Source organism: Streptomyces sp. NPDC051133 (assembly GCF_040682635.1).
Taxonomy (GTDB): Bacteria; Actinomycetota; Actinomycetes; order Streptomycetales; family Streptomycetaceae; genus Streptomyces.
Genome location: NZ_JBFBBK010000097.1, coordinates 1 through 13,557, shown reverse-complemented (window position 1 = coordinate 13,557; position 13,557 = coordinate 1). Strand labels below are relative to the sequence as shown.

Below are 13,557 nucleotides of genomic sequence, written 5' to 3'. Positions count from 1 at the left end.
CGCCCGCCGAGATGTGGGCGTTCAGGCTGAGACGGTTGAAGCCCTTGCCGTCGGCGGGTCGTGTCGGTGCTGGCTCAGGCAGGTAGATCGGCATGCTGGACCTCTTCTCCACCCCCCTGCTGGCCGACGCCGGCTTGGTCGAGGCCCGTGTCATCCGCAAGGCCCTCCGCGCGGCCGCCGCCGGCTCGCCCCTGCCCCTGGACGGCCTGGCCGACCTGATCTCCCTGGAACTCTGGCTCCGCCGCCTCCTCTCCCGCCGAGGCACCTGCTGGACCGGCACCCCGGCCCGCGCCCGGGCGGTGCCGTCCGGCATCCAGCCGAGGAGGGACGCTCTGGCCTCCGGAGCGTGAGAGTCCCGCCGGCTCCGCGGGCACCGTGCGGTGAAACCCCGTCGCCCCACTCCCCGCCCCCCGCGACAATGGCCGGGTGCGGTACAGAATCCTGGGCGTGACCCGAGCAGCGGACGACCAGGGCACCCCCGTACCCATCGGCGGCCCCCGCCTGCGCACCCTTCTCGCCGCGCTCGCCCTCCGCCCCGGCCGCACCACCAGCCCCGAGACCCTCGTCGACGACATCTGGGCGGACGACCCGCCCCAGGACGCCCCCGCGGCCCTCCAGGCCCTCGTCGGCCGCCTCCGCCGCACCCTCGGCCGCCACGCCGTCGCCTCCGCCCCCGGCGGCTACCGCCTCGAAGCCACCGGGGACGACGTCGACCTCCACGTCTTCGAACGCCTCACCCGCACCGGCACCGAAGCCCTCGCGCACGGCGACCCGGCCACCGCCCACCGCATCCTCACCGACGCCCTCGCCCTCTGGTACGGCCCGGCCCTCGCCGACCTCCCCGACCGCACCGCCGCCACCCGCCCCGAGGCCCTGCGCCTGGAGGCGGCCCGCGCCCGGGCCGCCGCCGCCCTCGACCTCGGCCGCGCCGCGGACGCCGTACCGGAGCTGCAGGAACTGACCGCCACCCACCCCTACGACGAACCCCTGCACGCCCTCCTCATCCGCGCCCTGCGCGACACCGGCCGCCCCGCCGACGCCCTCGCCGGCTACGCGTCCTTCCGCCGCACCCTCGCCGACACCCTCGGCACCGACCCGGGCCGGGAACTGAAGGACCTGCACACGTCGTTGCTGCGGCAGGACACACCCGAGCCGCCCGGGGCGCACCTGCCGGCCGCCCCCGCCCCCGCTCAACCCCCCGAGCGCAGCGGCAATCTGCGCCCCCGTCTGACGTCCTTCGTCGGCCGGGAACCAGAACTCGGGGCCATTCGTTCCGATCTGCACAGGGCCCGCCTGGTCACCCTCACCGGACCGGGCGGCTCCGGGAAGACCCGCCTCGCCGAGGAGGCCGCCGCGGGGCTGCCCCAGGCCTGGCTGGTCGAGCTGGCCCCGCTCGACCATCCGGAGGCGGTGCCCGGCGCGGTGGTCAGCGCGCTCGGTCTGCGCGAGACCGTCCTGCTGACCAACGAGCTGGCGACCCCGCAGGCCGACCCCACGGCCCTGCTGATCGAGTACTGCGCCCCGCGCAGCCAACTCCTGATCCTTGACAACTGCGAACATGTCATCGGCGCGGCAGCCGGCCTCGCCGAGACCCTCCTCACCCACTGCCCCGGGCTCACGATCCTCGCGACCAGCCGTGAACCCCTGGGCGTCCCCGGTGAGTCGGTGCGCCCGGTCGAGCCCCTCGTCCCCGAGCAGGCACACCGCCTCTTCGCCGAGCGCGCGAAGGCCGTCCGTCCCGACGCCGACGCGCTGCTCGCCGACACCGAGGCCGTCGCGGAGATCAGCCGCCGGCTGGACGGGCTGCCGCTCGCCATCGAGCTGGCCGCGGCCCGGCTCAGGTTGCTGACCCCGCGTCAGATCGCCGACCGTCTCGACGACCGCTTCCGCCTGCTCACCTCCGGAAGCCGCACGGTGCTGCCCCGCCAGCAGACCCTGCGCGCGGTCGTCGACTGGTCCTGGGACCTGCTGGACGAGCGGGAGCGCACGGTCCTGCGCGAGGTGTCCGTCTTCGCCGGCGGCTGGGACCTCGCGGCGGCCGAGGCCGTGTGCACCGGTCCCGCGGCCGACCTGATCGGCGCCCTCGTGGACAAGTCCCTCGTCGTGGCCGCGCCCGGCGGCCCCGACGGCGCGGGCGGCATGCGCTACCGCATGCTGGAGACCATCCACGAGTACGCCACCGAGCGCGCGGCCGAGGTCCCCGGCCTGCGGGCCGCGGCCGAGCGCCGGCACCGCGCGTGGGTGCGCGCGCTGGCCGAGGAGGCCGATCCGCAGCTGCGCTCGGCGGCCCAGCTGACCTGGATCACCCGCCTGGAGACCGATCTGGACAACGTCCGCGCGGCCCTGGACCGCGCGGTGCGCGCCCGCGCGGAGGCCGAGGCGGGCGCGATCGTCCTGGCCATGGCCTGGTTCCTGTGGCTGCGCAACCACCGTCAGGAGGCGGTGGCCTGGGTGCGGCTGGTCCTGCGCCTGGGCGTGGCCCTGGACGCTCTCGCGGCCCGGGACCGGACGGAGAGCCACGCGCATGCCCCCTGCGGCGACACCCCGGACGGCGCCCTGACGGCGCTCGTGGAGTCCGCCGACCCGCTCGGTGCCTTCCTCGCCGCCGCCGACGGCGAGGCCGCGCACCCGCTGGGGGAGCTGCGGATGGACCTGCGGCTGCTCCACCTGTTCCTGACGTCCGAGACGAACACGGACCACCTCGGACCCGACGAGCGGGCTCCGGAGTACGTCGCGCGTATCCGTGCCGCCTACGAGCGCGGCGGTCCGCAGGCCGCCCGGTTCCCGGGCATCGTCTGGCCGCTCACCACCTACTACCTGGGCGGCTCGACGGCCATGGGCACCGACCTCACCGCGACCGTCGACAACTGCCGGCGCTACGGCGGTGACTGGGAGATCGGCGTCTCCCTGATGTACCGCACCCATGTCGTCGTCGACTCCCCGGGCAATCTGCGGGGCGTGGACGAGGACCTGGCCGAGCTGCGCGTGCTCAGCCGGCGCGTCGGGGACCGCTGGATGCGGGCGCAGGTGTGCAGTGCGGCCGGCGAGGCGGCCATGGCACGCGGCCGGTTCGACGAGGCACGGGCCGAGTACGAGGAGGCGCTGCGGCTCGCCTACGAGGTCGGCGCGTACGCCGAGTCGCCGTTCCTGATGGCGCGGCTCGCCGAGATCGACTACCGCTCCGGAGACGTCCCGGGCGCGCTGGCCGCCCTGGACCGGGCGGGGACGGCCGCCGACCGGTACGCGGTCCCGGAGTCGCGCGCCTTCGTGCTGCTGCTGCGCGCCCACATCGCGCTGCACGAGGGCCGGACCGGTGAGGCCCGCGAGCTGTACGAGACGACCTCCGCGATGGTCCGCGACGGCGCCCCGCCACCGCAGTTCGAGTCGGCCCTGCGGACGGTCGAGGCGCTCCTCGCGGCCGCCGAGTCGGGGCCCCTGCACGGCCTGCCGATCGTGGCCGAGGCACTGCGTACGGCGGTGGCGCAGCGGTGCGCCGAGTCGATCACGGCGGGGCTGGTGGACATCGCGGCCGGTCTGCGGGCCCGGCTCGGTGATCTGCCGGGCGCGGTGCGGCTGTTCGCCGCCGCGGACGCCTGGCGTGACGGCCGGCCGCGGCCCGAGCCGGAGCGCGGCGAGGCCGCCCGGGTGGAGGCCGGTGCCCGCGCGGCTCTGCCGGCCGGCCGTCACGCGGCCGAGCGCGCCCGGGGAGCGAGCCTCGACGTGACGGGCGTCCTGCGGGATCTGGGCGCCCTGACGGCGGACGCGGAAGGGCCGTAGCCGCGCGACCCCGGCAAGATCCGAAGGAGGGGCCTAGCGGCAGGTGAACCGGGCCTCGGCCCAGTCCGCCAACGCGGCCTGGTCGAGGGCGTGGTGGTGCGGTCGTACGACGAGCCGTACGGTCCTGCGCCCGGCCAGTCGGACATGGACGGGCACGGCCGGGGCGCGCCCGGTGACCGTGCCGGACTCCCACAGTCGGTCCCCGTCGGCGTAGACGGCGAAGGAGACCTCGCCGAGGCCGAGGGCCAGGTCGTCCACGCCGGCCAGCGCGTCGTACGCGGTGCACTGCCGGTTGAGGGCGATGGTGACGGACGACTCGCCGTGCACAGTCGCCCCGCGCGCGTACCGCTTGCCGCCGGCCGACATGCCGTAGCGCTGCCAGACCCAGCTGCTCTCACCGAGCGCGATCTCGGGCCGGGTGCCGTCGCCGAGGACGTCGTAGCGCAGGTCGCTCAGCTCGTACACGGTGGTCGCCGGCGGCGCAGTGGGTGTCGGGGTGGGTGTCGGGGCCGGCGTGGGGGTGGGCGTCGGCCTCGGTTCGGGCGGCAGAGCCGGCGTGGGCCCGGGCGGGGGCTTCGGCGTGGGGGTGGGTGCAGAGGGCGGTGCCGGTGCCGGGGTCGGTGTGCGGGCCGGTTCGGGGGCGAGCACGGCCGGTCGCGGAGCGGGCTTCTTCTTCGACGGGGCCGGTGCCGGCGGTTCGGGCTGCACCGCCGGCGGGGGCGGTGACGGCTTGGCGACCGCCTTCGTCGGATGGCCGTGGTCCACCAGGGCCAGGGCCACGGCGGCGGCGGCCACCGCGACCACACCGGCCGCGATCCCCGCCTTCACCGGTGCCGCGAGCCCCTCCGAGGCCACCGCCCCGCCCGCGCCGGACGCGCCCCCGGAGGATCCGGAGGCCGCGGCGGCACCGGCGGCCCCCGCCCCGGCACCGCCGGCCACGATCCCGAGCGCCTTGGCGTACCCGGCGGCCCCGAACCAGCCGATGACCGCGACCGGGACGACACCGGGGATACCGTTCGCGACCTCTTCGATCTGCGCCGCCGCCAGCCGGCACCTGGCGCACTGCTCCAGGTGCTTGCGCAGACCCCGCTCGGCGCGGATGCGCAGCTTCCGGCGGGCGTAGGTGCCGAGCTGGTCGGCGTAGCGGGCGCACTCCTCGTCGTGGGCGAGGGTGGCGCTGACGTGGGCCTGGAGATAGGCCTGCCTCAGCCCCTCGCGCGCCCGGCTGGCCAGCACCCGGGTGCCGTTGGCGTCCAGCCCGAACAGCACGGCCACGTCACTCGGGGACTCGTCCTCCACCTCGGTGTGCCACAGCACGGCCTGCCAGCGCTCGGGCAGCGAGCGGAACGCCCGCATCGCCATGGACTGCTCGGCCTCGTGCAGGGCGCGCACGTCGGCGCCCAGGTCCGAGGTGTCGCCCGCGGACACCGCCGAGGGCCGGCCGGCCTGCTGGGCGAAGACGGCGAAGTCGTCGACGAGCTGCTCGCGCCGCGCGGACCGGGTCCAGTGGGCGGCGACGCGCCGTACAGAGGTCAGCAGATAGGCACGCACGGCGTGTTCGGGCCCCGCGCCGCGCCGTACGGCCTGCAGCATCCGGGCGAAGACCTCGGCGGTGAGATCCTCCGCGGTGTGCCGGTCCCGGCAACAGGTCCGCGCGTAACGCCGCACCGCGTCCGCGTGCCGCCGGTACAGCTCCTCGTAGGCGGAGTCGTCACCGCCGCGCATCCGCTCGATCAGCTCGCCGTCGGCGGGCGGCAGCTGCCGGGGCGGCGGCAGCACGCTGCCGTCGCGCTGGGCCGGCACGTTCCGCCGGACCGGCGCGCCGGAGGAGGCCGGACGGCCGCCCTGGTTCGGCACCTGCGGTGAGGTGAGCCCGCCGGCCTCCGCGCCCGCGTCGTCACCGCGTGACTCGTCCCACCCGTCAACGCCCATCGCGGAAAGCCCCCGGCACCGGACCAGCCCAACCCGTCACCGGGTCAGCGTGCCACAGCACCGTTCGGCCGAGGCCCGCAAGTTCAGGCATCCACTCATCCGAGGGTTCCGGTCAGCACGGGCGGGCTGCCACCACCCGGACGAGTGGACGCTCCCCCTGGGGCGCGGGGCCGACCTTGTCGTGCGGCCCCGCCGCCCGGGCGCGACTAAGCCGGCCGGGACCGCAGCCCCTCCAGCAGGATGTCCAGCAACCGGGCGGACGCCGCCGCCTGCTGCGCGGCATCCGGCAGGGACGGCGCCGCCGTGGCGATCACCAGCAGCACATCCCCCACGGACACGTCCGGCCGCAGTTCACCGGCCGCCCGAGCCCGCTCCACGAGCTGCCCGACCACTTCGAGCAGCACCCCGACACCGCTGTCGTCACCGCCACCGGCGGACTCCCCCGACACCAGCCGCAGCTCACCGCTGTCCGGCTGCGCCCGCTGCTGAGGCACCCTGGCCTCGCCGACGGACCCGGCCGAAGCGGCGGCACCCTGCGCGGCACCGGCCAGCACCTGCGGCGGCAGCAGCCGCCCCGCCCCCGACGCCACGGACGTCCGCAGGAACCGCGACAGCGCCGACCACGGCTCGTCCTCCTGCCCGAGCGCGGTCCGCGCCTGCTCGGTCAGCCGCGCCGTCTCCTCCTCGGCTATCCGCCGGACCAGCACGTCCTTGCTCGGGAAGCGCCGGTAGACCGTGCCGACCCCCACCCGCGCCCGCCGCGCCACGTCCTCCATCGGCGCGCCGTATCCCAGCTCGCCGAACACCTCACGCGCCGCGCGCAGCACGTGCTCCAGATTGCGCTGTGCGTCCACGCGCAGCGGCGTCGTCCGCGACGCGTCCGCGCGCCCGTTGCCCGTCGCCGCGCTCATCGCCCCGCCGCCCGTCGCGACGGCGGCTGCGGATGACCAATGCGTGCCCTGAACATGCATGTGTTTCCCCCGGTTATGACGTCTCCCCCCGGAGACTCTCCCCACCACTGAATCCGGAGTGCGCGGAAGCGGCGTCGGTCTCGACCGGAACCGCCCGTCGCGGACCCGTTCGACCACATTCCCTACACCCCGTCGACACACGAACATAGTTGAGAGGAAGTCAATTCAGAAGGGGCAGGTTCCGCACAGTGCGCCCCTCGATCGGAGTACGGGTCATGTACGTCCCGATTCGACACCTTCGCCCCCTCTCGCCCGCCCCCACTGACCTGGCCCCTTTCGTCCTGCCACGACACCGCGGCCGGCCGCGCCCACACCCGGCCGACGGTCACACAAATTGCCGGGGCTGTGGACAAACAACAGCGCCGGGTGCGTCATGGGATGGTGAAGGAACGTGCGCGCATTCTGGTTGTCGGCGGCGGCTACGTCGGGATGTACACGGCCCTGCGCCTGCAGCGGACACTGAAGGGCGAGCTCAGGAGGGGCGAGGTCGACATCACCGTTGTCACTCCCGATCCCTACATGACGTACCAGCCGTTCCTTCCCGAAGCGGCGGCCGGCTCCATCTCCCCGCGCCACGTCGTCGTACCGCTGCGCCGGGTGCTGGACCGATGCCACGTCGTCGTCGGCGAGGTGACCTCCGTCGACCACGCGATGCGCACCGCCGCCGTCAAGACCCTCGCCACCGCCGAGGAGAGCGGGGCGGCCGAACTCCTCGGCTACGACGAACTCGTGCTCGCCCCCGGCTCGGTCTCCCGCGCCCTGCCCGTCCCCGGCCTCGCCGAGTACGCCATCGGCTTCAAGACCGTCGAAGAGGCCATCGGGCTGCGCAACCACGTCATCGAGCAGATGGACATCGCCTCCTCCACCCGCGACCCCGCGATCCGCGACGCCGCCCTCACCTTCGTCTTCGTCGGCGGCGGCTACGCGGGCGTCGAGGCGCTCGCCGAACTGGAGGACATGGCCCGCTACACCGCGCGCTACTACCACAACGTCCGCCCCGAGGACATGAAGTGGATCCTCGTGGAGGCCACCGACCGGATCCTGCCCGAGGTCGGCGCGGAGATGGGCCGCTACACCGTCACCGAACTGCGCCGCCGCAACATCCAGGTGCTGCTGGACACCCGCCTCGACTCCTGCACCGACCGCGTCGCCGTCCTCAGCGACGGCCAGCGCTTCCCGACCCGTACGGTCGTGTGGACGGCCGGCGTCAAACCACACCCGCTGCTCGCCGCCACCGACCTGCCGCTCACCGGCCGCGGCCGGCTGAAGTGCACCGCCGAGCTGACCGTCGACGGCACGGAACACGCCTGGGGCGTCGGGGACGCAGCCGCCGTACCCGACGTCACCGCGCCGGAGCCGGGCACCGAGACCGCCCCCAACGCCCAGCACGCCGTCCGCCAGGCCAAGGTCCTCGGCGACAACATCGCCCACTCCCTGCGCGGCGAACCCCTCCAGACGTACGCGCACAGGTACGTCGGCTCGGTCGCCTCCCTCGGCCTGCACAAGGGCGTCGCCCAGGTCTACGGGCGCAAGCTGAAGGGCTACCCTGCCTGGTTCATGCACCGCGTCTACCACCTCAGCAGGGTGCCCACCTTCAACCGAAAGGCCCGCGTGCTGGCGGAATGGACCCTGGCCGGGCTCTTCAAACGGGAGATCGTCTCGCTCGGTTCACTCGAACATCCGCGAGCGGAGTTCGAACTCGCGGCCGGTGGAAAGCCTCCTCACAGCCCCTCGGACGACCCGAAGGGGTCGTCCTGACCCGACCGAGGAACTCCACGGACCGCCCAGGCGTCTGACGGATGTCGCCGCGGCCCGCTTCCCTGCCAGACTGCCCCACGTCCTCGGACGGGCCACCCGCCCGCCCACAGCACCCACGAGGCTTCTTCCCAAGTGAACTTCACGCGCTGGAGCGCCCGGCTCCCCGGAACGCAGCGCCGCGCCGCCGCGCGGACCGAGACCCCGGTCTCCCCGGACCGGCGGGGGGAAGGCTCCGTGCCCGCGGCCCGCGCCGAACGGCCGGGCGACGGCACACACCCGGTGCCCGCCGTCGACGAACTGCCCGCGCGCGACGTCCTCGACCGCGTCCCGGCCCTCGTCGCCCTGGTCCACGGCCGCGACCACCGCATCGCCTACCTCAACGACGCCTACGCCGCGGCCTTCGGCACCCGCCCCACCGGCACACCCGCCCGCGAGACACTGCCCGAACTCGCCGAACTGGGCCTGCTCCCGCTCCTCGACCAGGTGCTGCGCAGCGGCAAGCCCCGCACCCTGAAGTCACGCAAGGCCGTCGACGGCCGCTCGTACACCTTCACCTGCACCCCCGTCGCCGAGGACGGCGACCGCGACGGCGGCGTGCTCGTCTTCGCCACCGACGTCACCGACCACGCCGAGGCCGCCGAGCGGCTGCGCGCCAGCGAGCGCCGCCAGCGCGAGACCGCCGTCACCCTCCAGCGCTCCCTGCTCCCGCAGGAACTGGAAGAGCCCGACGACCTGCGGATCGCCGCCACGTACCAGCCCGGCGGCACCGAGGCGGCGGTCGGCGGCGACTGGTACGACGTGATCACCCTCGGCGGCGGCCGCACCGCCCTCGTCATCGGCGACGTCATGGGCCGGGGCGTGCGCGCCGCCGCCGTCATGGGCCAGCTCCGCACCGCGGTCCGTGCCTACGCCCGCCTCGACCTGCCCCCGCACGAGGTGCTCCAGCTCCTCGACGGTCTCGCCACCGAGATCGACGCCAACCAGATCGCCACCTGCGTCTACGCCGTCCACGACCCCAACGAGGGCCGGCTGGTGTACGCCTCCGCCGGCCACCTGCCGATCCTGGTCCGGGACGAGAACGGCACGGTCTCCCGCGCCGACGAACCCACCGGCCCGCCCCTCGGCACCGGCGGCTGGATCCACGCCTCCGGCTCCATCGCCCTCGGTCCCGGCGCCACCGCCGTCCTCTACACGGACGGCCTGGTCGAACGCCGTGACGAGGACCTGGACGAGGGCATCGCGGCCCTCGAAGCCGCCCTCGCCGGCGCCACCGGCAGCCCCCAGGTCGTCTGCGACCGCCTGGTCCGCTCGGCCGGCGTCACCGCCGACCACGACGACGACGTCGCCGTCCTCGTCCTCCAGCACCCCGCCCGAACGGGCCCCGACGGCGACCTCTTCCGCAACGCCGCGCTGGAACTCCTCGGCGGCGTCGAAGCGGCCCCCCGCGCGCGTGCCTTCGCCTCCGGCGTCCTCACCAGCTGGCGCTTCCCACCCGAGCTGCACGACCTGGGCGTCCTCGCCACCAGCGAACTCGTCGCCAACAGCCTCCAGCACGGCACCCCGCCCATGCGCCTGCGCCTGCGCCGCACCGACCGGCGCCTCATCGTCGAGGTCACGGACGGCGACGACCACCTGCCGCGGCGGCGCCGCGCCGAACCGGGCGACGAATCGGGCCGGGGCATCGCCATCGTGGCGACGATCGCCTCCGGCTGGGGCTGCCGGCGCACCCCGGGCGGCGGCAAGGCGGTGTGGTGCGAGTTCGTCCTCCCCAAGGCGAAGCCATGACCCCCGGCCCCGGACGCCCGCGCGGCACACCTGTGCACGCCGCCCCCGGTGCTAGAAGCTCACCCATGGCAGACACACACCACAGCAGCGAAACCCCCGAGGGATACGACGCCCACAGCGCCCCGATCATGGGCCCCTTCGTGGCCGAGCTGCTGGACGCCGTCGACCTCGGCCCCGGGGACAGCGTCCTCGACCTCGCCTGCGGCACGGGCTTCGTCGCCCACGCCGCCGCCCCGCTCGTCGGCCCCACCGGGCGGGTCTTCGGCGCCGACATCGACGAGGGCATGATCCGCGTCGCCCGGGACCGCCACCCGCGCCTCTACCCGGACATCGAATTCACCGCGGCCCCCGCCGACCGCCTCCCCTACGAGGCCGCCGTCTTCGACGCCGTCGTCTGCCAGCAGGGCGCCCAGTTCTTCCCGGACCTCACCGTCGCCCTGACCGAGACGGCCCGGGTCACCCGCCCGGAGGGCCGCTTCGCCGCCACCGTGTGGGCTCCCGTCGAGCGCCAGCCCTACTTCCTCGCCGAGCGACGAGCCCTCGCGGAGTACGGCGGCCCCGACGCCGTCCGCCACTTCGCGAAGGCGTTCACCAGCACCGCCGAGGGGCTCACCACCGCACTGCGCGCGGCCGGCTACCGCGGCATCGCCCACCGCGAGGTCACCTTCGGCATCACCCTGCCCCCGCTGGACACCTACGCCCAGGACCACCTGTCCGCCCTCTGGGGCAGCATGATCAAGGAAGCCGGCGGCGCGGAGGCCCTGACCCGGGCGGCACGGCTGGTCCGCGACGAACTCGCCGCCCACACCACCGCCGACTCCACGGCCACCCTCCCCTTCACCGCGATCCTGGTCACGGCGACCCGCTGACGCCCGTCCACCGGCATACGACGACGCCCGGCCCTGGCACAGGACGACGCCCGCCCCCGGCATACGACGACGCCCGCCCCCCCGGCATACGACGACGGCCGCCACCCGAAGGTGACGGCCGTCCCCGACCACCGGCTCACGCCTCGGCGGCCACCGGTTCCGCGGGCGCCCCACCGCGCGCCACCACCCGGGTCTCGCGCGCCGACCACGGGCGGTCCTGTACGGCGGTGAGCCGCCGCCCCAGCCGCAGCGCCAGGAACGTGATCCCCAGCGAGAACAGCAGGAAGGTCACGACGTACGGCGCGTGCAGCGAGGCACCCAGGGGCCCGCCCACCGCCGGACCGACCGCCAGCGCCAGCTGCTTGACCAGTGCGAAGACCGAGTTGTACTGCCCGGCCATGCCCTCCGGCGCCAGATCGGCGACCAGCGGGGCGACCGTCGGCGACAGCATCGCCTCACCCAGCCCGAACAGCGCGTACGTCGACACGAACGCGGCCGTGGCCATCTCCCGCGTACCCGGCCGCGACCCACGCCACGGCCCAGATCAGGCCGACCGCGGCGATCACCCGCGAGCGCCGACGACGCTCCACGAACTTCAGCACGGCGAACTGGGCGACCACGATCATCAGCGTGTTCGCCGCCAGGGCCGTCCCCAGCGCGGACGTCGATATCCCGGCCGCCTCCACGCCGTACGCGCTCAGCCCCGACTCGAACTGGCCGTAGCAGGCGAAGAACAGCACGAAGCCCAGCACGCACAGCTGCACCATCGCCCGGTTCCCGAGCAACTGCCGCCAGCTGCCCTTCGCCGCCCCGGCGGGCGCGTCCTCGATCCGCGGCGAGTGCGGCATCCGCACGGTCGCCATCACGCCGACCAGCAGCAGGAACATCGCCGCCTCGATCGCGAACAGCAGCGTGAACGAGGACACGCGCGTGGTGTCGACGAGATGGCCGCCGATGAGACCACCGACACCGAGGCCCAGGTTCTGCAGAAAGAACTGCATCGCGAACGCACGCGAGCGCGTGTCCGCCGTCGAGCAGTCCACGATCATCGTCGCCAGCGCCGGCTGCATCACGGCCTGCCCGGCACCGAGCGCGGCGGCGGACGCCAGTACGGCTGCCGCGCTGCCGGCCAGACCCAGGCTCAGCGCTCCCAGAGCGGCGGTGACCAGGGCGGCGAGCAGGACCGGCAGCGGGCCGCGCCGCACGATCGCCCTGCCGGCGAACGGCAGCACGATCAGCGCGGCAACGGCGAAGACGGCGAGCACGAGACCCGCCGTCATGGCTCCCAGCCCCCGCACCTGCGCCACATAGACGTACAGGTAGGGGACGGTGAAGCCGAGCCCGAACGCGCTGAGTGCGTTACCCACGTGGATCCGGCGCATCGCTGCGCCCATCGCCCTGGTCACGTTCACCTCTCTCACTAGTTAAGCCTGAAGACTTCGAAGCTAAAGTTCGAAGCTAAAGAGTACACAGCGAAGGACTTCAAGGCAAAGGCGTCCCGTGTCATACTGCGGCCATGGCCGACACTCCCGGCGTCGCGGAGCCGACCCTCGAAGAGCAGATCGCCGCCTACCAGCGCGAATTCCAGGACCTCGACCCCCAGGTCGAGAAGATCGTGTCGGCGCTGTCCCGGCTCAACCGCCGCATGAACGTGGCCTACGGACGCCAGACGTCCGGCCTCGGCATCAGCAACGCCGAGTGGGAGGTCCTCAAGGCACTCGTCCTCTCCGGCGCCCCCTACCGCCTGGGCCCCAGCGACCTCGCCAAGCGCCTCGGTCTCACGCCGGCCGCGATGACCCACCGGATCGACCGCATGGTCTCCGAAGGATTGGTCACCCGTGAGAGGGATGAGTCCAATCGCGTACGGGTCATCGTCGAGCTGACCCCGGAGGGTCGAGAGAAGTGGCTGGAGGCAATGCGCCTTGCGACGGTCTTCGAGGAGGACCTGCTCCAGGACCTCACACCGACGGAGCGCGCCGTCCTCGGCGAGGTCCTGACCAGGCTGCTGCGCAGGGTGGAGCACGCCCAGCCGGACGCCGGCGGGCGTCTCACCGATCTCGACTGAACCTCGAGCGCAGGACCCCGAAAAGATCTTGACAGGGGACGCTTGACACTCCCCTGCCGGTTCCGTAAAGTTCTTCGGGTTGCCGCGGAGCCGTAACGCTTCTGCGACAACGCCTCAGCCGCTTCGAGCGGCACCCCTCACACCATCAGCATGATCTCCCGTACGGGTTGTTTTCGGCGTGCCCGAATTCAATTCGAATGGAGCCCGGCGGCCCGATTAGGAATCGCCGAGCGGATCCGCTAAGGTTTGAGACGTCGGAACGGCCCAACGGCCGGGAAGACAAACCCCGCTGACTGGGAGTCAGAGCCGAAAGGATCTGATAGAGTCGGAACCGCCGGAAAGGGAAACGCGAGAGCGGAAACCTGGAAAGCACCGAGGAAATCGGATCGAGAAAAGATCT

The 13,557-nt window shown here is 73.8% G+C and carries 7 protein-coding genes and 2 pseudogenes; 6 read left to right on the top strand and 3 right to left on the bottom strand.

Annotated features, from left to right (window positions below; all coding sequences use genetic code 11):
- Nucleotides 1-92: 92 nt before the first annotated feature.
- Nucleotides 93-350: pseudogene (locus AB0N17_RS43820) on the top strand (asparagine synthase); the annotation flags it as partial.
- 97 nt (nt 351-447) lie between these two features.
- Nucleotides 448-3,777 carry a BTAD domain-containing putative transcriptional regulator gene (locus AB0N17_RS43815; RefSeq protein WP_366017292.1) on the top strand — a complete coding sequence of 1,110 codons (3,330 nt, stop codon included), beginning with the start codon at nt 448-450 and terminating at the stop codon, nt 3,775-3,777.
- Nucleotides 3,778-3,810: 33 nt separating this feature from the next.
- Here AB0N17_RS43815 and AB0N17_RS43810 read toward each other — a convergent pair whose 3' ends face one another.
- Both AB0N17_RS43810 and AB0N17_RS43805 read right to left on the bottom strand, forming a co-directional pair.
- Nucleotides 3,811-5,709 (bottom strand): sigma-70 family RNA polymerase sigma factor, encoded by a 1,899-nt coding sequence (locus AB0N17_RS43810; RefSeq protein ID WP_366017291.1) that lies wholly within the window; start codon nt 5,707-5,709, stop codon nt 3,811-3,813.
- 206 nt (nt 5,710-5,915) lie between these two features.
- Nucleotides 5,916-6,680 carry a helix-turn-helix domain-containing protein gene (locus tag AB0N17_RS43805; RefSeq protein WP_366017290.1) on the bottom strand — a complete coding sequence of 255 codons (765 nt, stop codon included), beginning with the start codon at nt 6,678-6,680 and terminating at the stop codon, nt 5,916-5,918.
- A gap of 378 nt (nt 6,681-7,058) precedes the next feature.
- Here AB0N17_RS43805 and AB0N17_RS43800 point away from each other — a divergent pair, with 378 nt between their 5' ends.
- From AB0N17_RS43800 to AB0N17_RS43790, 3 genes are all read left to right on the top strand, one after another.
- Nucleotides 7,059-8,438: an NAD(P)/FAD-dependent oxidoreductase gene (locus AB0N17_RS43800; protein WP_366017289.1), complete on the top strand. Its 1,380-nt coding sequence runs from the start codon at nt 7,059-7,061 to the stop codon at nt 8,436-8,438.
- A gap of 132 nt (nt 8,439-8,570) precedes the next feature.
- Entirely contained in the window at nt 8,571-10,223 is a 1,653-nt protein-coding gene (locus AB0N17_RS43795; protein ID WP_366017288.1) for a SpoIIE family protein phosphatase, read from the top strand.
- 65 nt (nt 10,224-10,288) lie between these two features.
- Complete coding sequence (locus tag AB0N17_RS43790; protein ID WP_366017287.1) at nt 10,289-11,092, top strand: methyltransferase domain-containing protein; 804 nt, start codon at nt 10,289-10,291, stop codon at nt 11,090-11,092.
- A gap of 136 nt (nt 11,093-11,228) precedes the next feature.
- Here AB0N17_RS43790 and AB0N17_RS43785 read toward each other — a convergent pair.
- Nucleotides 11,229-12,474, bottom strand: a pseudogene (locus tag AB0N17_RS43785) (MFS transporter).
- A 134-nt stretch (nt 12,475-12,608) separates the two neighbouring features.
- On the opposite strand from AB0N17_RS43785, the gene AB0N17_RS43780 reads away from it, so the two are divergent.
- Nucleotides 12,609-13,157: a MarR family transcriptional regulator gene (locus AB0N17_RS43780; protein WP_366017286.1), complete on the top strand. Its 549-nt coding sequence runs from the start codon at nt 12,609-12,611 to the stop codon at nt 13,155-13,157.
- Nucleotides 13,158-13,557: the final 400 nt, after the last annotated feature.

Coding starts and splice junctions, on each gene's coding strand:
- AB0N17_RS43810 (WP_366017291.1), bottom strand. CDS start 5,709: ATGGGCGTTGACGGGTGGGACGAGTCACGCGGTGACGACGCGGGCGCG.
- AB0N17_RS43805 (WP_366017290.1), bottom strand. CDS start 6,680: ATGCATGTTCAGGGCACGCATTGGTCATCCGCAGCCGCCGTCGCGACG.
- AB0N17_RS43780 (WP_366017286.1), top strand. CDS start 12,609: ATGGCCGACACTCCCGGCGTCGCGGAGCCGACCCTCGAAGAGCAGATC.
- AB0N17_RS43790 (WP_366017287.1), top strand. CDS start 10,289: ATGGCAGACACACACCACAGCAGCGAAACCCCCGAGGGATACGACGCC.
- AB0N17_RS43800 (WP_366017289.1), top strand. CDS start 7,059: ATGGTGAAGGAACGTGCGCGCATTCTGGTTGTCGGCGGCGGCTACGTC.